General features: G+C 62.6%; 18 protein-coding genes. 6 read left to right on the top strand and 12 right to left on the bottom strand.

What is annotated here, in order from left to right:
- Positions 1-191: 191 nt before the first annotated feature.
- Positions 192-1520 (bottom strand): amidase family protein, encoded by a 1329-nt coding sequence (locus AAFO92_RS02500; protein ID WP_347533049.1) that lies wholly within the window; start codon positions 1518-1520, stop codon positions 192-194.
- A 91-nt stretch (positions 1521-1611) separates the two neighbouring features.
- Here AAFO92_RS02500 and AAFO92_RS02495 point away from each other — a divergent pair, with 91 nt between their 5' ends.
- Positions 1612-2829: an FAD-dependent monooxygenase gene (locus AAFO92_RS02495; RefSeq protein WP_347533048.1), complete on the top strand. Its 1218-nt coding sequence runs from the start codon at positions 1612-1614 to the stop codon at positions 2827-2829.
- A 40-nt stretch (positions 2830-2869) separates the two neighbouring features.
- On the opposite strand, the gene AAFO92_RS02490 is transcribed toward AAFO92_RS02495, so the two are convergent.
- The 3 genes from AAFO92_RS02490 to AAFO92_RS02480 form a co-directional block, all read right to left on the bottom strand.
- Entirely contained in the window at positions 2870-3316 is a 447-nt protein-coding gene (locus tag AAFO92_RS02490) for a hypothetical protein (protein WP_347533046.1), read from the bottom strand.
- A 67-nt stretch (positions 3317-3383) separates the two neighbouring features.
- Positions 3384-3944: a 16S rRNA (guanine(966)-N(2))-methyltransferase RsmD gene (rsmD, locus tag AAFO92_RS02485; RefSeq protein WP_347533045.1), complete on the bottom strand. Its 561-nt coding sequence runs from the start codon at positions 3942-3944 to the stop codon at positions 3384-3386.
- Positions 3941-5152, bottom strand: coding sequence for an FAD-dependent oxidoreductase (locus tag AAFO92_RS02480; RefSeq protein WP_347533043.1), 1212 nt, complete (start codon positions 5150-5152; stop codon positions 3941-3943). Before AAFO92_RS02480 ends, rsmD begins: the two co-directional genes overlap by 4 nt.
- A 93-nt stretch (positions 5153-5245) precedes the next feature.
- Between AAFO92_RS02480 and AAFO92_RS02475 the strand changes: the two genes are divergently transcribed.
- Positions 5246-5734, top strand: a complete 489-nt coding sequence (locus AAFO92_RS02475; protein ID WP_347533041.1) for a peroxiredoxin — start codon at positions 5246-5248, stop codon at positions 5732-5734.
- A gap of 241 nt (positions 5735-5975) precedes the next feature.
- On the opposite strand, the gene AAFO92_RS02470 is transcribed toward AAFO92_RS02475, so the two are convergent.
- Both AAFO92_RS02470 and AAFO92_RS02465 read right to left on the bottom strand, forming a co-directional pair.
- Positions 5976-6650, bottom strand: a complete 675-nt coding sequence (locus tag AAFO92_RS02470; protein WP_347533039.1) for a hypothetical protein — start codon at positions 6648-6650, stop codon at positions 5976-5978.
- 23 nt (positions 6651-6673) lie between these two features.
- Positions 6674-7894 carry a phenylacetate--CoA ligase family protein gene (locus AAFO92_RS02465; protein ID WP_347533037.1) on the bottom strand — a complete coding sequence of 407 codons (1221 nt, stop codon included), beginning with the start codon at positions 7892-7894 and terminating at the stop codon, positions 6674-6676.
- Positions 7895-8024: 130 nt separating this feature from the next.
- Here AAFO92_RS02465 and AAFO92_RS02460 point away from each other — a divergent pair, with 130 nt between their 5' ends.
- Positions 8025-8873, top strand: a complete 849-nt coding sequence (locus AAFO92_RS02460; protein WP_347533035.1) for a hypothetical protein — start codon at positions 8025-8027, stop codon at positions 8871-8873.
- A gap of 4 nt (positions 8874-8877) precedes the next feature.
- On the opposite strand, the gene AAFO92_RS02455 is transcribed toward AAFO92_RS02460, so the two are convergent.
- The 6 genes from AAFO92_RS02455 to AAFO92_RS02430 all read right to left on the bottom strand — a co-directional run bounded on the left by AAFO92_RS02455 (position 8878) and on the right by AAFO92_RS02430 (position 16404).
- A complete protein-coding gene (locus AAFO92_RS02455; protein WP_347533033.1) occupies positions 8878-9705 on the bottom strand; it encodes an ABC transporter ATP-binding protein in 828 nt (275 codons plus the stop codon).
- 125 nt (positions 9706-9830) lie between these two features.
- Positions 9831-11111, bottom strand: a complete 1281-nt coding sequence (locus AAFO92_RS02450; protein ID WP_347533032.1) for an ABC transporter substrate-binding protein — start codon at positions 11109-11111, stop codon at positions 9831-9833.
- 73 nt (positions 11112-11184) lie between these two features.
- Complete coding sequence (locus tag AAFO92_RS02445) at positions 11185-12261, bottom strand: branched-chain amino acid ABC transporter permease (protein ID WP_347533030.1); 1077 nt, start codon at positions 12259-12261, stop codon at positions 11185-11187.
- 187 nt (positions 12262-12448) lie between these two features.
- Positions 12449-13435, bottom strand: a complete 987-nt coding sequence (locus AAFO92_RS02440; protein ID WP_347533028.1) for a branched-chain amino acid ABC transporter permease — start codon at positions 13433-13435, stop codon at positions 12449-12451.
- Between the two features lie 95 nt (positions 13436-13530).
- Complete coding sequence (locus AAFO92_RS02435; protein ID WP_347533027.1) at positions 13531-14349, bottom strand: ABC transporter ATP-binding protein; 819 nt, start codon at positions 14347-14349, stop codon at positions 13531-13533.
- A gap of 81 nt (positions 14350-14430) precedes the next feature.
- Positions 14431-16404 (bottom strand): AMP-binding protein, encoded by a 1974-nt coding sequence (locus AAFO92_RS02430; RefSeq protein WP_347533025.1) that lies wholly within the window; start codon positions 16402-16404, stop codon positions 14431-14433.
- Positions 16405-16591: 187 nt separating this feature from the next.
- Here AAFO92_RS02430 and AAFO92_RS02425 point away from each other — a divergent pair, with 187 nt between their 5' ends.
- The 3 genes from AAFO92_RS02425 to AAFO92_RS02415 are packed head-to-tail and all read left to right on the top strand — an operon-like array spanning position 16592 to position 19798.
- A complete protein-coding gene (locus AAFO92_RS02425) occupies positions 16592-17203 on the top strand; it encodes a 2-hydroxychromene-2-carboxylate isomerase (protein ID WP_347533023.1) in 612 nt (203 codons plus the stop codon).
- Positions 17196-19100, top strand: a complete 1905-nt coding sequence (locus AAFO92_RS02420; protein ID WP_347533021.1) for a PAS-domain containing protein — start codon at positions 17196-17198, stop codon at positions 19098-19100. Before AAFO92_RS02425 ends, AAFO92_RS02420 begins: the two co-directional genes overlap by 8 nt.
- Positions 19097-19798, top strand: coding sequence for a response regulator transcription factor (locus AAFO92_RS02415; RefSeq protein WP_347533019.1), 702 nt, complete (start codon positions 19097-19099; stop codon positions 19796-19798). The genes AAFO92_RS02420 and AAFO92_RS02415 overlap by 4 nt, the downstream gene beginning before the upstream one ends.
- Positions 19799-19937 lie beyond the last annotated feature (139 nt).

The raw sequence follows: 19937 nt of genomic DNA, 5'->3' as shown, positions 1-19937 counted from the left end.
ATCGCCCCGTTCGCACTGAATCTACCCTAATCGCGGCGCAGAGGTCCAGCAAAACCAATGCCTTGACAGAGGATTGTGGCATTTTTGGCAACAGCTCAGGCCACCGCCGGCAACCCCCTATTTTTCAAGGCCAAAGCGGCGTCAGACCCGGCTTTCATCGTTCCCGAAATACTCCCGCCGGAGGCATCGGATCAGCCAAGCGCCGCCTCGGCGGCCGCGGCCACCCGCAACAGGCGTTCCTCGGCAAAGGGCTTGCCACAAAGCGTGATCCCGCAGCTTGGCACGCCCGTGGGCAGGTTGACCGCGCACAGGCCCATCAGGTTCCCCACCCGCGTGTTGCGCAACGCCAGCAGGTTTTCCGTCAGGTAATAGTCATCATCGGTCAGCAGACGCTCGACATCGGGTGGCAGCGTCGGCGCCGTCGGCATCAGGACCGCGTCAAAGCCCGCGACGCGTGCGTGCCATACCGCCCGCAGCGCCTCCAGCTTTTGCCAGGCGGCAACGTAATCCGGCGCCCCGAAGTCCTTGCCGGACAGGAACCGTTCGAGGATGGGGGCGAACATCTTGCCGGGGTTGGCCTCGATGACGTCCCGCCACGTACCATAGGCCTCGGATGTAAAGAGAAGGCCCGACAAGGGCATCGCCTCGGCCACTTCGGGCGCGTCGATCATCTCGACCACCGCACCGGCGTCCCGTAGCCGCTTTACCGCGCCGTCATAGGCGGCCAGGGGTGCTTCGCGAATGTCCTCCAGGACCGTGGTCTGAAGCGCGGCCAGCCGGATATCCTTCAGCGACGCCCCCCGCAGGTCTGCCGGTTTGCCGCCCTCCAGGGTCGCCAGCATCAATGCGCAATCCTCGACCGTGCGCGCCAGTGGTCCGACCGTGTCGAAGCGCGCACAAAGCGGCACCACGCCGTCCAGCGATACCCGGCCACTGGTGGTTTTCAGCCCCACCAGATCGTTCCAGGCGGACGGGATTCGCACCGAACCGCCCGTGTCCGACCCAATCCCGCAGGCGGCAAGGCCAAAAGCCACCGACGCCGCCGCGCCCGAGGACGACCCGCCGGGCACAACCTCGGGGTCATTCACGTTGGGCGGGGTGGCGGTGACCGGGTTCAGCCCGAGGCCTGAGAAGGCAAATTCGCTCATATGGGTCTTGCCCAGGCAAACCAGACCGGCGGCGGTGGCCGCGTGCAGAACCCGCGCGTCGCGGGCCGGAACACGGCCTTCCAGCAGTGCCGTGCCCGAGCAGGTTTCGACCCCGGCGCTGTCGAACAGATCCTTCCAGCTGATCGGCACCCCGTCCAGCGGCCCCAATCGCTGGCCTGCCCGTGCGCGGGCGGACGCGGCGGCGGCCTCGGCCCGGGCGCGGGACCGGGTGACCGCCGAATAGATCCTGTCGCGGTCGGCATGGGTGTCGATCGCCGCCAGGTAGGTTTCGGTCAGGGCCACCGGGTCGATTTCGCCCGCCCCGATGCCGCGGCCCAGATCCGCCGCCGATTTCCAAAGCCATTCCTGCATTGCCGCCCCCTGAGAATTTCCCGCGTAGAATCGGACGGTAGCGGCCTTGCGGCGCATGGACAATCCCGCGCGCGCCGCCATATGAAGGGGCATGACGGATCAAAGCGATATCGTGATCGTGGGCGGCGGGCTGAATGGCCCGGCGCTGGCGTTGGCGCTGGCCGACGCCGGTCACACAGTCACCGTGGTCGATGCGCTTGCCGAAAAGGTTCGCAAGAACGCCGCGTTTGACGGGCGCAGCTATGCGCTGGCCCTCGCCTCGGTCCGGCTGCTCGATGCCATCGGCATCTGGGACCGGGTGGCGGAGCATGCCCAACCCATGCTGGAAATCAGGGTGAGCGACGGGCGCGCCGGCGAAGGGGCGTCACCGTTTTTCCTGCATTTCGACCATGCCGAGATCGAAGAAGGCCCGATGGGTCACATGCTGGAAGACCGCTTCTTGCGCCGCGCGTTTCTCGAGGCGATGGCGGAGGCACCGAACATCACGCATATTGCTGGTGAAACCGTTGTCGCGCAGGAAGTCTCGGCCACGGGTGCGACTGTCACCCTGGCCTCTGGCGGTGTGCTCTCGGGCGGATTGCTTGTCGGTTCCGACGGGCGCGCGTCAGGGACGGCAACCCGCGCAGGCATCCAGCGCACCGGATGGGATTATGGCCAGACCGCGCTGGTCTGCGCCATCGAACATGATCTGCCGCATCACGGCGTCGCGCATCAGTTCTTCATGCCGCCGGGTCCGCTTGCCATTTTGCCTTTGCCGGGCAATGTCAGCTCGATCGTCTGGAGCGAAAGCAAGGAGACCGCGGCCCAGTTCGCCGCCCTGCCGGACGCGGATTTCATCGAGGTGCTGCGCCCCCGGTTCGGCGATTTCCTGGGGCAGATCAGGCTGCGCGGCAAACGCTATACCTACCCGCTGGGGCTGACCGTGGCGAATTCCTTCGTTGCGGATCGCCTTGCGCTGATTGGCGACGCCGCCCACGGGATGCACCCGATTGCGGGCCAGGGCCTGAATGCCGGACTGCGCGATGTCGGCGCCCTGGCGCAGGTGCTGGATGAAGCGACACGGCGCGGTGAAGACATCGGCGCAGCTGATGTCCTGGCGCGTTACCAGCAATGGCGGCGCTTCGACACGGCCACGCTGGCCCTTGCCACCGACCTGGCCAACCGATTGTTTTCAAACGACAACCCGCTCATCAGATTGGGCCGGGACCTGGGCATGGGAGCCATCAATGCCCTGCCCGCGCTGCGGCGCGGATTCATAAGGGAGGCCGCCGGGCTGACCGGAGACCTCCCTGACCTGATGCGCGGATAAAAAACCTGCTCGACGGGTTTCAGCGCATCCACCTGTGAATTCAGCCGGCAATCGGTTCCAGCACGTCATGGGCGTCAAGCTCGGGCGATACCAGGCGCAACACAGGCGCCTTGGCGCGCGCGGCCACCGGGTCGCCGGGACGAACGGCCCGGCGCGGCGAAACGGGGGTGTCATCCGTCGGGCTGGCGGTAAAGACCCGGCGCAAGGACAGATCGACAACATCCGACAGTTCACGTTCGCGCACGGTGACGTGGCGTATCTCACGTTCTTCCCAATAGGCGGGGTTGTTCAGGATATGTGCGGGCAGCCTGTCACGCAGCAGAACGCGACGCTTCTGCTTTTTGACCACAACCTCATGGCGCTGCCCGGCATGGCTGTCAGGATCACTCAACACCACCTCGCGCAACATCTGCTCGCGTATCTTGAGCGCGTTAATCTCAGACCGAATTCCAGCCAACTCATCAGCGATCTCGCGGGGGTGAAACATCTTAACTCTCCGTCCTGGTGACAAAGAGAACAAAAACAGAACTTGATTAAAACTGGGTGAATTTGATTCAGGTTTTGTTCTCAAGGAACGAAATTGTCGTATCGCCGTATTTTCGCGCCTCGATCAGGTGCAGCCCGTCGGGCGGGGCAAGGGCGGCATTCTCCTCCCATACAATCAGGGCACCCGCCGCGACCCAGCCACCGTCAAGCGCCGCCTGCAGCGCCGCCTCACCCAGGGATTTCCCATACGGCGGATCAAGAAAGATCAGGTCATACGGGGCATCGCGGTTTTCACCCAACCGGCGCGCATCGCGGCGGACGACCCTGGTGTCGGCACCGGCGCGCAACAATGCGATGTTATCAGACAGGATCTTCTGCGCCTTGCGCCCGTCCTCGACAAAACACACGCAGTCGGCCCCGCGCGACAGTGCCTCAAGCCCAAGCGCGCCGGTGCCCGCAAAGATATCGAGCACCCGGGCGCCGCCAACCGGATCGCCGTAGGCCCCCGCCAGCACGTTGAACAGGCTTTCGCGCACCCGGTCCGTCGTGGGGCGCAGATGCGCCGCCGCATCGCCTTTGCCGACCGAGGCCAGCGCCCGGCCGCGATGGGCGCCGCCGATGATCCTCACGCGCGCATCAGTTGCTTCAGATCCGCCGCCGGGTCAGCCACCACTTCCGGGTCCGCCGTCTTGCCGCTGTCGATCAGCCGCTTGCCGACCATGTAGGCGCGGGGCTCGTTCATCGCGTCCACCGCCAGCAGCCGGTCCCCCTTGTAATACCAGAACGAGGCATGGCCCTCGGCCTCTCCGGGGCGGGTGACGATCCGGTCATAGCCGGTGTTCAGCCCGGCGATCTGCAATTTCACGTCATACTGATCCGACCAGAACCACGGCTGCGGCACATAGGTCTTGGTCGCGCCCATGATGTTTTCGGCGACGCATTCGGCCATGTCGATCGCGTTGGGCACGCTTTCCAGCCGGACACGCCCGCCGTCATGCGGAAAAGAGGCGCAGTCCCCCGCCGCCCAGATCGCGGGATCGCTTGTCTGGCCCAGCTCGTTCACCTTGATTCCGTTCTCGATTTCCAGTCCGGCACCTTCGGCAAGCGCGGTGGCGGGCGCGATGCCCACGCCGACGATCACGAAATCCACCTCCAGTTCCGTGCCATCGCTCAGCCGCGCACCGCTGACATGGCCGTCACCCGTCAGCCGGTCCAGCCCGATGCCTTCACGGATGTCCACACCATGCCCCCGATGCAGGGCACGGAAGAAATCCGATGTTTCCCTGGCCGCGACCCGTTGCAGGATGCGGTCCGCCATCTCGACCAGCACGACATTCAGCCCCTTGGCAGAGGCCACCGCCGCCGCCTCCAGCCCGATATAGCCGCCGCCCACGATCAGCACCCGCTTGCCGGCTTCGAACCCCGGTGCCATCGTATCGACATCGCGCAGATCGCGGACCACGAACACACCGTCCAGATCCCCGCCGATTGCCGCCGGCAGCTGGCGCGGTGTCGACCCGGTCGTCAGCACAAGATGATCGTAGGGCAGGCGCGCACCGCCCGCGACCACCTCTTGCGCGGCGCGGTCGATCTGGCTCACCTCTTCGCTCAGGCGCAGGTCGATCCCGTTCTCGTCGTAGAAGCTTTCCGGCCGCAGGTAGAGCCGCTCCAGCTCCATCTCGCCCAGCAGGTATTTCTTGGACAAGGGGGGGCGCTGATAGGGCGGCACCGGTTCCTCGCCGATCAGGGTCACTTGCCCTTCGAAACCACCGTTGCGCAGCTTTGCCACCAGCGACGACCCAGCCTGCCCCGCGCCGATCACCACAACTCGCGTCATTCCGCCTTCTCCCTGATTCACCCGTGGCATTGCCACCTGTCCCGGCTTATATCTACAACCACCGGAAACTTGAATGATAGACAGGATGCGACCATGAGTATTTCTACGGGCGACAAACTTCCCCAAGCGACGCTGATGCAAATCGGGGCCGAGGGGCCGGAAACCGTATCGCTGGATGACAAGACCAACGGGCGCAAGGTGGTTATCTTCGCGGTTCCCGGGGCCTATACCCCCACCTGTCATTCCGCCCATGTACCCAGCTTTATCCGCACCAAGGATGCGCTGGCGGCCAAGGGCGTGGACGAGGTTATCTGCGTCAGCGTCAACGACCCGTTCGTGATGAAATCCTGGGGTGATGCCACCGGCGCAGGTGCCGCTGGCATCACCATGCTAAGCGATGCCGACGCGTCTTTTACCAAGGCCATCGGCATGGATTTCGATGCCCCGCCAGCCGGGTTGCTGTCACGCTCGAAACGCTACGCGATGCTGGTTGAGGATGGCACCGTCAGCCTGTTGCAGGCCGAGGAAAACCCCGGCGTCTGCGAAGTTTCGGGCGGCGAGGCGCTGCTCGACGCAATGTAGGCAACCGTTCGACGGCAGGTGTGAGGGCTGCGCCGGCGCGCGCGGCCTTCTTGCAGCGGTTTCGGGGCAACGGGTTCGGCGTCCCTTGGAATTTGATGAACCCGAAGGGCGCGGGCCGCCCTGTGTTCGCACATAAGCGTGGCCGTTCGCCTTGGCAGTAACCTGCCAACGGTATCGACGGGAACGCTGCCGCTCGCGCGCCCTGCGGGCGGCCATGAAACGGAGAACCGCAGCGTGCCTGTCATTCCTGTCCCATCAGTCCAACCTCACCGGAAACAAATCCTGTGACCGAAACGCCCTGCGGTGCATCCCGGGCGATGTCGTCGAAACTTCTGCCTGCCGTCAGTAAACCATCGGTCAGCGTTTCTGTCAGCAGGTCGGCCGGGCCGGTCACATAGGTAACTCCCGGCGCCGCCTTCAGGTCGGTCAGCCCCGGCTCCAGGCCAAGCCCCAGCGTGTCGACCGCCCTGCCCGGCGCGATCAGGATCACCGCTTGCCCCTTGGCTGCTGCCGCCATGTCCGACAGTGCCCCCAGTGGAATACCGGTCACCCCGATGTTCAGTGAGCTTGCCCCAGCGGCACCGTTTGACAGCGCCCAGCTCTCGCGCGCGGAGCTGGCCACTGGCCCCATCACCACGATCACCAGCCGGTTCACGGTACCCGCCGCCAGCGCGGCCTCGACCCGCTGCGCCGCCAGCCGCATGTTCCCGGAAGAACGGTTTCGCGGCTGTATGATCTCGAACCCGGCCTGGCGCAGCGGCGCCGCGAAATCGACCGATGTGATGCTGGTGTCATTCCTGAGCGTTGCGGTCTGGCCGGTATCGCCAAGGATCAGCGCAACATCCGCGGCCCGCGCCGCCGGCACGCCAGACGCAAGGGCCATCAGCAGGTACCCGATCAATCGCACGCCCTGCATCTCATCCCCTTCGCATCAGGTGCTCAATCGTAGCTGCGCTGATCTTCTATCACCTTGCCGTCATTGGGAAGGCTGCCGCGGGCGACGATCTCGATCGTTCCCTTCATCTTGAGAACATCGGCCACCGATCCGGCGTAGTTTTCCGGCTCGCCGCCATCAGCTTCGATCTTCACGGTCATCACATCACGCTCGCCCTCGCGGCTGGCAATGACACGCGCGCGGCTGATTTCGTCATGACGCGCCACCAGTGCTGCCACCTGCTCGGGACGTACGAACATACCCTTGATCTTGGTCGTCTGGTCGGCCCGACCCATCCAGCCCTTGATCCGCAGGTTGGTGCGGCCACAAGGGCTGGGTCCGTCCATCAGCGCACTCAGATCGCCGGTGCCAAAGCGGATCAGCGGATAATCCGGGTTGAGCGTCGTCACCACCACTTCGCCCACCTCACCCGGGGCCACCGGGTCACCGGTGCCGGGGGTCACGATCTCGACGATCACACCTTCATCCACGATCAGCCCCTCCTGCGCCTCGGATTCATAGGCAATGTTGCCCAGATCGGCAGTGGCATAGCATTGCAGGCAGGAAATCCCCCGGTCAGCATATTCCTGCCGGAGCGACGGAAAGAGAGCGCCACCGCCAACCGCCGCCTTGGTGATCTTCAGGCTCAGCCCCATTTCGTCGGCCTTGTCCAGAATGGTTTTGAGGTAATCGGGCGTGCCCGCATAGGCCGTGCTGCCCAGATCGGCAGCCGCGCGCGCCTGCAACTCGGTCTGGCCGGTGCCGGCAGGCAATACCGTGGCACCAACGGCCCGCGCACCGTTCTCAAAGATCATCCCCGCAGGCGTCAGGTGATAGCCAAAGCAGTTCTGCACGATATCGCCCGGACCAACACCGCAGGCATGCAGGAACCGGCCCATGCGCCACCAGTCATGGCTGTTCCCGCCGGGCTCGTAAATTGGCCCGGGCGACTGGAACACATGCGCAAACCCGCTGGCCGGGTGCGTCGTCAGCCCGCCAAACGGGGCCGCAGCGCCCTGCGCCCCGACTAGATCTGATTTGCGCAGCACCGGCAGATCCGCCAGATCCCCGATAGCGCGGATAGTGCCGGCTTCGACGCCTTTCAGGGACTGGTTGTATCCCGGCAAGCTCTGCGCGCGGGCGATTTGCTGTGGCAATTCGCGGAACAGATCCTCGTCGCGGTCCTGCGGCGAGCGGGTTTCGAGATCGTCAAAATACTTGGACATCGGCCATCCTTCGCTGGTCGCGGGGGGCGCGACAGCTTGTCAAATTGATTGGAATCACCGGGCAGGGCAATAAACGGCATACATTTGTATACTGCACGGATAAATAAGCGACTTGATTGAGGAACAGCCCATGAAGGAACCGCACGGCACGACCCGTATCAGCGAAGCAGAGCTTGACCAGCGCATCAGCTTTCACGACGAACTTCAGGCTTTGGAGGCCAATTTCTCGGACTTTCATTTTGACACGACCGAGATCGTGAACCGCATGTATGACCGGCTTGAGGCGCGCATCGCAGCCACCGGAGAGGACAAGTGGTTTTTCCTGGTCAATCTCAACGGCACCCGCATCGACCCCGTCGCCTGGACCGCCTATTCGCGGCGCGGCAAGGCGCTCAACATGGCCCATTCGATGGGCTCGGTCCGGTTCGACGCCTCCGACATCACCCGGCGCCAGATCCAGCGCGCCGCGAATACCGAGGCGTTCGACCCGAACCTGTTTGCCGACCGCGACGCCGCCATCGCCCGGATCCGCGAAATCCCGTCGACACGGCGCAAGAAACTTGTGCTGGAACGCAATTACGAATTGTCGGATTTTGTCCGCCGGGTGAAATTCGACCAGGAGCGGGTGATCATGGATGTCGATTTTTCCCACTTCACCTTTCACCATTCGCGCGACGTGAACGATTTTTACGACTACCTCGAAGAGATGATAAAGGAAAGCGACCGGCGCTGGTTTTTCCTGGTCAACATGAATGGCTGCCAGATCCTGCCCGGTGCGTGGATTCAATACGCCCATCGCGGCAAGCGCCTGAACGAGGCCGGCTCGCTTGGCTCGGTGCGCTACGCGGCCGGGTCCGAAACCGAGGCCGACATCCGCCTGCGCGCCGAAACCGCCGGTTTCCGTCCCAACATCCGCAATACCCGCGAAGAGGCGCTGGAACTGATCGAGGAAATGCGGGCTGAACTGACGCAAGACTAATCCCTCAGCTCAGCCACCGCTTGCGACGGCGATAGGAACGCACGTCGCGAAAGCTCTTGCGCCCCTCGTCGGACATGCCCAGGTAGAACTCCTTCACATCCGGGTTCTCGCGCAGGTCGGCGGCGGGCCCGTCCATCACCACGCGGCCCGATTCCAGGATGTACCCGTAATGGGCAAAGCGCAGCGCCACGTTGGTGTTCTGCTCGGCCAGAAGGAAGGTATACCCCTCTTCCTCGTTCAGCGATTTGACGATGTTGAAGATCTGCTCAACCAGCTGCGGCGCCAGCCCCATGCTGGGCTCGTCCAGCAGGATCGTCTCGGGCCGGCTCATCAGCGCGCGGCCAATGGCCACCATCTGCTGTTCCCCGCCCGAGGTATAGCCGGCCTGGCTTTTGCGCCGCTCTTTCAGGCGCGGGAAATACTCATAGACCATGTTCAGATCGGCATCGATCTCACCACGGCTTGATCCGCGCGTATAGGCCCCGGTCAGCAGGTTTTCCTCAACCGTCAGATGCTCGAAACAATGCCGCCCCTCCATCACCTGGATAACGCCCTTCTTGACCAGATCCGACGGCACCAGATCCTGAACCCGCTCATTGCGATAGGTGATCGAGCCCTTGGTCACCTCGCCGCGCTCTGATCTCAGCAGGTTCGAGATCGCCTTGAGCGTCGTGGTCTTGCCCGCGCCATTGCCGCCCAGCAACGCGGTGATCCCGCCTTTGGGAACTTTCAGGCTCACGCCCTTCAGAACCAGGATCACGTGATTGTAGATCACCTCGATATTATTGACCTCCAGCAGGGCGTCTTCCGGTTCTTCGGTGATATCCAGCATCGTTCAACTCCGTTGCAATCCGCGCGCACCCGTCACGTCAGGGCGCGCACCCTGGCTTCATCTTGGCAAAAATACTCAATGTTCCCGGCCGCGGCCCGTGCCACGGCCGGGATCGTGTCACGAGTTCAGCACCCGCCTTCGATACCGTTCTCGGCAGCAAAGGCCGCGCTGTCTTCCTCGACCAAAGGCTGGATCACATCCTGGTCTGACTGGAAATACTCGGTGATCAGCTTGAACTCGCCCGCTGCCGCATCCCATTGCGATACCGCACCGAACCCGTTGCCACCGTGATTGTCGCAGCTCACCTTGAACTCCGGGCCGAAATTCGGAAGCCCGATATCCGTCATCTTGGCTTCGGTCATTTCAAGATTCTCCATGCCGTCGCGCATCTGGGCCGAGTTGATGGCTGCGGTACCGTGCATTTCCTGCGCGGTCTTGATCGCCTCGGCGGCCAGCATCGCCGCATACATGCCACGGTTATAGAGCACCGTCCCCACCTGATCGCCGGTGCCGGCCGCCTTGCCGGCGTCGACCACATGCGTCTGGATGTCGTCATAGACCGGGTAATCGGAGCCGAGGTTGTGGAAGGTCAGCGCCTTGTAGCCATTGGCGCCGTCGCCCGCCGCTTTCACGTCGTTCTCCGAACCCGACCACCAGATGCCGATGAAGTTTTCCATCGGGAAGCGGATGTTCACGGCTTCCTGGATGGCAACCTGGTTCATCACGCCCCAGCCCCACATCAGTACGTAATCGGGCTTCTCGCGGCGGATCTGCAACCATTGCGATTTCTGCTCCTGTCCGGGGTGGTCCACCGGCAGCAGGCTGAGGTTGAACCCGTGCTTCTTCGACAATTCCTCCAGCGTCCGGATGGGTTCCTTGCCATAGGCCGAGTTGTGATAGACCAGCGCAATCGTCTTGCCACTGATATCGTTCGCGTTCTGATCGAGGATATGCGTGACCGCCAGGCTGGCCCCGTCCCAGTAGTTTGCCGGGTAGTTGAACACCCATTTGAACACCGCCCCGTTCTTGGCCGATGTCCGGCCATAGCCCATCGTATGAAGCGGGATGCCATCGGCTGTGGCCTTGGGGATCAACTGATAGGTAATCCCGGTCGACAGCGGCTGATAGACCAGCGCACCCTCGCCCTTGGTCGCCTCATAGCATTCCACCCCTTTTTCGGTGTTATAGCCGGTCTCGCACTCGACGATGTTGATCTTTTCGCCGCCGATGCCGCCATCGCGCTCATTGAGCAGGGTGAAGTAATCCTGGTACCCGTCCGAGAACGGGATGCCGTTGGCCGCATAGGGCCCGGTACGATAGCTGGTATCGACGATGGTCAGATCGGCCAGCGCCGGCCCTGCGGCCATCACTGCCGCCACCGCAGCTGTCATCAGTTTCATCTTCATCGGTTTTATTCCTCCCTTGGTTTTTCCGATGTCACGTAGGGTGGGCGCCAGCCCACCACACCTTTCCGGCCCCTCAATGCGGGAAGGGCCAAAGCCTCAGTTTCTCCTTCGCCACGCGCCACAACTGCGCCAGCCCGTGCGGCTCGGCGATCAGGAAAATGACGATCAGCGCGCCGACGATCATGAATTCCAGATGCGCCGCCAGATCGGTGGGCCATCCCAGCGTGCCCACCAGCAGGTTCTTCAGAAGCACCGGCAACAGCACCAGGAACGCCGCCCCGGCAAAGCTGCCGAATATCGAGCCCAGCCCGCCGATGATGATCATGAACAGCACCAGGAACGACTTGGTGATGCCAAAGACCTCGCCCACCTCGACCGCGCCCAGATAAACCGCAAAGAACAGCGCCCCGGCGATGCCCACAAAAAAGCCCGACACCGCAAAGGCGCTCAGCTTGGCCTTCAGCGGGTTGACCCCGATGATCTCGGCGGCAATGTCCATGTCGCGGATCGCCATCCACTTGCGGCCCGTCATCCCGCGCGTCAGATTGCGCGCGATGATCGCGCTGGCGACGGTAAAGACCAGGCAGAACAGATAGGCCGCCCAGGGCGCTGTCTCGGCCCCGGTGACAGGGATGCCGAAAACGGTGCGCTCGGGCGCGTTGATCTGGCCCGAGGCCGAGTAGTTGTAGAACCACGCCACCTTGTTGAAGAGCCAGACCAGAAAGAACTGCGCCGCCAGCGTCGCCACCGCCAGGTAGAACCCCTTGATGCGCAAGCTGGGCAGGCCGAATACCACACAGACCGCCGCGGTGATCCCGCCCGACAGGATGATGTGGAAGAAGATGTTGACCTCCGGGAACCCGGTCATCAACTTGTAACAGGCATAGGCCCCCACCGCCATGAACCCGCCGGTCCCCAGCGAGACCTGTCCGCAATACCCGGTCAGGATGTTCAGCCCGATCGCCGCGATGGCGTAGATCAGAAACGGCAGGAAGACCGCGTTGACCCAGTAGTCGTTGATGATGAACGGCACCACCGCAAAGGCCGCCAGCAGCACCGCGTAATAGCGGTATCGGTCGAACTTGATCGGAAAGGTCTGGTTGTCATCCACATAGGACGTCTTGAAGTCACCGGCTTCACGATAAAACATGTTTGCTATCCTTCATCCTCTGGAAACCCGAGCCAGTGCTTCTTCCGGCGCCAAGCCCATTCCATTCCCACTGCTATGCCAAACCCTTGAAAGATAAGCGGCAATGATAAACCGATGAGACCGATGAGACCGCACACTGCAGCCAATACCTGACCTGTCCGCCAGATCAGTGGAAAGAGACTCATCGCTAGACCCTCTCAATGATCTTCTCCCCGAATAGACCCTGCGGCCGGAACACCAGGAACAGCAGCGCCAGCACATAGGCAAACCAGTTCTCGGTCGCGCCCCCCAGCATCGGGCCGAACCCGAACTCAAAGAGCTTTTCGCCCACCCCGATGATCAAACCGCCCACAATGGCGCCTGGGATTGAGGTAAACCCGCCCAGCATCAGCACCGGCAAGGCCTTCAAAGCGATCAGTGACAGCGAAAACTGCACCCCCGATTTCGTGCCCCACATGATCCCCGCGACCAGCGCCACGAAGCCTGCCACCGACCAGACCATCACCCAGATGAAGTTAAGCGAGATGCCTACCGACAGCGCCGCCTGGTGGTCATCGGCCACCGCCCGCATTGCCCGGCCCTGCTTGGTATACTGGGCAAAGATCACCAGCGCACAGACCAACAGCGCCGCCACAACCGTTGCCACGATATCGAGATTGTCGATGAAGAATCCGTAATCGAAGATGTTGAACGTGGTCTCGTCGATCCACAGGTTGATCCCCTGCGGCAGGCCCACATCCAGCTTCTTGATATCGGCCCCCCACATGATGTCACCGAACCCTTCCAGGAAATAGGCCAGGCCGATGGTGGCCATGAACAGGATGATCGGCTCCTGATTGACCAGGTGCCGGAAGATCAGCGTGTTCACAATCCAGGCCAGCCCGACCATCACCGCCATGGTGAAGAGGATCGCCAGAATCCCCGGCATATGCCAGCCGAAATGGTGGATCTCGGTGCCGAGTATCGCGTTGATGAGATGGGCAAAAGGCACCTGCCCCTCCATGATCCCCACCAGCGTCAGGGCGGCAAAGAGCGCCATCACCCCCTGCGCATAGTTGAAGATGCCCGACGCCTTGTAGATCAGAACGAAGCCAAGGGCCACGAGCGCATATAGCACCCCGGCCATCAGCCCGTTGAGGAACACCTCCATCGCGAAAACCAGTTGTTCAGGCATGGGTCATCCCTCCGGTCAGTAAGAATTTTCCCCGGTGCAACGGGGCGGGTGGGCGGGCGTTGCGCCGGGGAAAATTCCCGCGGCTCCGCGATAAATCAATCATGCGCTACCCCCAGATAGGCATCGATCACCGCCTGGTTGGTGCGCACCTCATCAGGCGTGCCATCACCGATCTTCTTGCCGTAATCCATCACCACGACCCGGTCGCTCAGGTCCATGACCACACCCATGTCGTGCTCGATCAGCGCAATCGTCGTGCCGAATTCGTCATTCACATCCAGGACAAAGCGGCTCATGTCCTCTTTTTCCTCAACATTCATGCCCGCCATCGGCTCGTCCAGCAGCAGGATGGACGGCTCTGCCGCCAGCGCGCGGGCCAGTTCCACCCGCTTCTTCAACCCGTAGGGAAGGCGGCCCACGGGGGTCTTGCGGATGTGCTGGATCTCCAGGAAATCAATGATCCGCTCGACGAATTCCCGGTTCTCCACCTCTTCGCGCTCGGCCTTGCCCTTCCAGATCGCCTGGGCAAACAACCCCGAATTCATCTGCCGGATGCGGCCGGTCATCACATTGTCCAGCACTGACATGCCCTCGAACAGCGCGATGTTCTGAAAGGTCCGTGCAATCCCCTGCCGCGCCACCTCGTAGGGTTTCATCGCCGGGCGTTTTGCGCCCTTGTACCAGACCTCACCCTCCTGCGGATGGTAAAAGCCCGAAATCACGTTCAGCATCGAGGACTTGCCCGCGCCATTGGGACCGATGATCGCCCGGATCTCGCCCTGGCGGATGTCGAAACTGATGTCCTGAATGGCCACCACCCCGCCAAAGCGCAGCGTGATGTTCTTCATCTCCATCACCACCCCGCCGATCTTGCGGCCATCCTCGGTGGTATATCCCTCTGACGCATCAAGCATGACACACTCCTCTTGGGCTCCCCATCACGGGACGGGGGGCGGGGCGATGCCCGGTACGGGCGAGCGGCGTTCCACCGGCCCTCATTCCGCCGCCACCTTCCGGTCCTGCATGTTTGTTACCTCGGCGCTGATGACCTTGAGCGTCGCACTGATCGAGCCCTTGCGGCCATCTTCATAGGTCACCTCGGTCGTGGTGTAGATCTCGTCCGACCCGTCATAAAGCGCACCCAGAAGATCCTCGAACTTCTCCGAGATCACCCCGCGCCGCACCTTGCGGGTCCGCGTCATCTCACCGTCGTCGGCATCCAGTTCCTTGTGCAGCACGATGAAGCGATGCACCTGGCAATGGGCCAGCATCGGGTCATCGGCCAGGGAACGGTTGACCTCTTCGACATGGGTCTTGATCGTATCCAGCACCTTCGGATGCCCGGCAAGCTCCTGATAGGACGCATAGCCGATATTGTTGCGCTCGGCCCAGTTGCCCACGGCATTCAGGTCGATATTGATGAAGGCGGTGCATTCCTCGCGCTGGTTGCCGAACACGACGGCCTCCAGGATATTCGGGAAAAACTTCAGCTTGTTCTCGACATATTTCGGCGCGAACATCGCCCCGTCGGCCATCTTGCCGACATCCTTGGCCCGGTCGATGATCCGCAAATGCCCGGTTTCCTCGTCAAAGAACCCGGCATCGCCGGTTGCCACCCAGCCTTCCTTGTCCTTGGTCGAGGCCGTGCTCTCGGGGTTCTTGTAATATTCCTCGAACGTGCCGGGGCTGCGATAGAACACCTCGCCATTTTCGGCGATGCGCAGTTCGACCCCCGGTGCGGCCACGCCCACCGTATCGCTGTGCACCTCGCCATCGGGCTGCAGCGTGATGAACACCGATGCCTCGGTCTGACCATATAGCTGCTTCAGATTAATCCCGAGGGATCGGTAAAAATCGAAGATTTCCGGCCCGATCGCTTCACCCGCCGTGTACCCCACGCGCACCCGGCCAAAGCCCAGCGTATCCTTGAGCGGCCCATAGATACACAGGTTGCCAAGCCAGTATTTCAACCGGTCCCAGCCGCCCACCGGCTTGCCGTCCAGGATGCTCGGGCCAACCTTGCGCGCATGGGCCATCGACTTGTGGAACAGCCATTGCTTGAACCGCCCGGCATCCTCCATGCGGATCATCACGTTGGTCAGCTGCGTCTCGAAAACCCGCGGCGGGGCGAAATAGTAGGTCGGCCCGATCTCGCGCAGGTCGGTCTGCATCGTGTCGGCGCTTTCGGGGCAATTCACGCAAAACCCGCACCAATAGGCCTGACCGATGGAAAAGATGAAGTCACCCACCCAGGCCATCGGCAGATAGGCCAGCACCTCCTCATTCAGGTCCAGCCTGTCAAACTCGGCCGATGATTTCGACGCCTCGATGATATTGCGGTTCGACAGGACCACGCCCTTGGGCTTGCCCGTCGTGCCGCTGGTATAGAGCATTACGCAGGTGCTGTCGTAGTCCAAACTCTCGCGGCGCGCCTTCAGCTCGCCAATGAGTTCATCATGGGCCGCACGGCCCTGGTCCTGCACGTGGGAAAACTCGTGCAGCTTGCGGTGGTCATACTTCCTCAGGCCGCGCGGATCGACATAGATCATGTGTTCGAACTGTTCGAGCTGGTCTTGTATCTCGATGATCTTGTCGACCTGTTCCTGATCTTCGACCACCGCGAACCGCGCACCGCAATGGTCCATCACATAGGCCATCTCTTCGGCGGCACTGTCCTGATAGACCGGCACCGGCACCGCGCCCACCGATTGCGCCGCAACCATCGACCAATAGAAATACGGCCGGTTGCGTCCGATGATGGCAACAAAATCTCCGGGGTTCACACCCAGGTTCAGCAATCCCAGTGCCAGGGCCTCGATTTCCTTCTCGGCCTCCGCCCAGCTCCAGCTTTGCCAGATGCCGTATTCCTTCTCGCGATACGCTGCCTTGTCGCCAAACTGGCTGGCGTTACGTTGCAGAAGCGCCGGAAAGGACGAAAGCCCTCCGGCCGCCTTGGGCGACTGTGCCAATTCTGTTTCCTCCCATGCCCGGTTGCCGGACAATAAACCACCTTGGGGCGATTCTCTTAGGCCACAAGGATGTTACATTATCCATCGAGGTCAACTTTTACCTGATCTTTTCCCAAACCTTACGAATTGTAACAGCCGCCTCCAAGCCTTGACTCCGGGCCATTGCGGCCAGAAACGTGATAGATCAATGACCTTTGAAAGGGGTCCGATGCAGGTTGATTTCTGGTTCGAGTTCGCCTCGACCTACTCCTATCTCAGCGCCATGCGTCTGCCGGCGCGGGCCGCGCAGGCGGGAATAACGCTGCGCTGGCGTCCCTTCCTGCTGGGGCCGATCTTTGCCGCGCAGGGCTGGGATACGTCGCCTTTCAACCTCTATGCAGCCAAGGGCAACTACATGTGGCGCGACATGGTGCGACAATGCGATCGTCTGGGCCTGCAGCTGCACCGCCCCGACCCCTTTCCGCAAAACAGCCTGCTGGCGGCGCGTGTCGCCACCGCTGCTGCGGAGGGCCCGCAGCGGATCGCCTTCATCCACAACATCTATCTGGCGGAATTCTCTGAACAGCTCGACATTTCCGACCCGGATGTGGTCGCCGCCTGCGCAAATGCCGCCGGCCTGCCGGGCGACATAATGGACCGCGCCGGAACGGATCCGGTCAAGCACGCGCTGCGCCAGACCACTGAAGAAGCCACAAGGCTGGGCATTTTCGGCGCGCCCAGCTTCACCGTGGGCCAAGAGCTGTTCTGGGGCGATGATCGTTTGCAGCAGGCGCTGGACTGGGCGGTGGCGCATGGCTGACAACGAACGCACCCACAGAATGATGACCGCCGGGCTGAACCTGATCCAGCAGGCGCTTTCGATCTATGACAGCAACCTGAAACTTGCCGTCTGCAACGACCGCTTTCAGGAGATGTTCGATCTGCCGGATCACCTGGTCACCCCGGGCGCGGGGTTCGAGGAAACCATCCGATACCTTGCCAAGCGCGGGGACTACGGCGCGGTGGACGACATCGACGTGTTCACCCAGGCCCGCGTCGATCAGGCCCGCGCGTTCGAGCCGCATTACATGGAACGGTCGCGCGCGAATGGCCGGATGATCAGCGTCGAGGGCTCGCCGCTGCCGCAGGGGGGATGGGTCACGGTATATACCGACATCACCCGCACCAAGCGGCAGGAAGCGCTGCTGCACGCACGCTCCGAAGAGCTGTCGGATCAGTTGACCGGCTACTCCGAGGAGTTGACAGCCACCAACCGCCAGCTTGAGGCCACGATCACCGCGCTCGAGGCGGCCAAGCGTCAACTGACCGCATCCGAGGCGCGGACACGGCTGACGACCGAGATGATGCCTGCCCATATCGCCCATGTCGGGCCGGACAGGCGCTATACCTATTCCAACCGGCGGCTCAGCTCGGTCATGCCGGGCAGTCAGTCGGATATCGTCGGCCTGACGGTTGAGGAAGCGATGGGAAAAAAGTCCTATCGACCAATCCATTCCCGGCTGGAGGCCGCCTTTGCCGGGACGCCCTCGGTGTTCGAGTTCACCCATCTACCCAGCACCCGCCGCATCCGTACCGCCTTTACCCCCGACGGGATCGAGGGCGGCGTCTATATCCTGTCGATGGACATCACCGAAGAGGCTCAGACCCGCGCCGCGCTGCAGCAGACACGCCGCCGCGAACTGGCGGCGCAAATGACCAACGGTCTTGCACATGATTTCGCAAATCTGCTGACGATCATCCTGGGAATGCAGTCGAAACTGCAACGGATGGACCTGGGTGGCGCCGCGGACGCGCTGATCACCGCCACGCTTGCGGCGGCCCGGCGCGGCGGTGGCTTGCTCAACCGGATCGCCGACATGACCGGCCCGCGCGAACATCACCCCACCCCGACAGACCTGCCCGCCTTTCTGACAGATCTTGAACCGATGGCACGATCGACCTTGCCGGATGGCGTGACGTTCGAAATCGACAATCAGGCCGGGCCCGGCCCGTGGTTGCTGGATGCGGGCATGTTGCAGGATTCGCTCCTGAACCTGATCCTGAACGCCCGCGATGCCTGCGGCCCCACCGGTACCATCACGCTGCGCGTGACAACCGTTCAGAACACGTGGCTGGAGTATTCCGTCTCGGATACCGGGCCGGGATTTTCCCGGCAGGCGCTGTCGCGCGCGCTGGAGCCGTTCTTCACCACCAAGGGCGGCGAAGGGTCCGGGCTGGGCCTGGGCATGGTCTATGACATGACCAAGCTGGCAGGCGGACGGATCGGCCTGTCGAACACGGAAACAGGGGCGCATGTGGCGCTACAACTACCGCTGCGCCCGGCAGGTTCCGCCCTGCCCCCCGGCATGGTCCTGCTGGTCGAAGACAGCGCGGACCTGCGCCTGACCATCCGCGACATGCTGCGCGAGGCCGGTCATGCGGTGGTCGAAGCGACCAGCGTGACCGAAGCCCTGACGCTTTTGCCGGAACTTCCGGAGATCTCGGCGCTGTTGTCAGACATTACACTCGAAGGCGACCAGACCGGGCTTGATTTGCTGACCGCCCTGCCGTCGGATCATTGCCCCGCCTTTCTGATGACCTCGCTGCCGCCCGATCACCGGCTGCACCAGCGCGCGCTCGCATTGGCGCCGGTGCTGCGCAAACCCTTTACCGCCGCTCAACTGACGGCCTTTCTGAGCCAGAGACCCGCATCATGACTGCGCCCCTTGTGACCATCCTTGACGATGAACCGGCCATTCGCACCATGCTGGCCGATGCGCTCGAAGAGGCCGGGTTTCGCACCATGGCTTTCGCGCGCGCGACCGAGTTCGAGGCCTCGCTCAAATCCGTCACGCCCGATGTCTGCCTGGTGGACCTGTCCCTGCCCGATCGCGACGGTCTGACATTGGTGCACAGGTTGGCGCTGGAACAGGGGGCAACGGTGATCATCATCTCGGGCCGCGCCCAGGTGCAGGACAGGGTGACCGGGCTGGAACTTGGCGCGGACGACTACATCATCAAACCCTTCGACCCCGCCGAGGTCGTCGCCCGCATCCGCGCCCGCCTGCGCCGCGACACGCCGGCCCGGCACACCGGCGACACGGCACGGTTCGAGGGCTGGACGGCGCATTTCGACCGCTATGTGCTGGAAGATGAAAGCGGCGCGGAAATCCCGTTCTCCCATGCCGAAGGCGAGGTCTTGCGGCTGTTTCTCGACCGCCCCAAACGCCTGATTTCCCGTCAGGCGATGCAGGAAAGCCTTGGCGGCGCCGCCGGCGAAAGCTTTGACCGGGCGATGGATGTACGCATCTCGCGCCTACGCACGAAACTCCGAGAAGATCCCAAAAATCCACGTCTTATCAAAACGATATACGGCGCCGGCTACATCTTCCTGGGTGACGTGGAATGGCGGTGACGCAACAGTTCCCGCGATCGGGACCAGATGCCAGCACCTCGGAACAGGCTGCCCTTACCGTTCAATGCGGCCACTTCCCCTTCATCTTGCCAAAAATACTCACGAATTCACGCTTGCTACAGCATTGATCCGCGCGGGA

Source organism: Roseovarius sp. CAU 1744 (assembly GCF_039839345.1).
Classification (GTDB): domain Bacteria; phylum Pseudomonadota; class Alphaproteobacteria; order Rhodobacterales; family Rhodobacteraceae; genus Roseovarius.
This window is presented reverse-complemented; position numbering and strand designations above follow the sequence as displayed.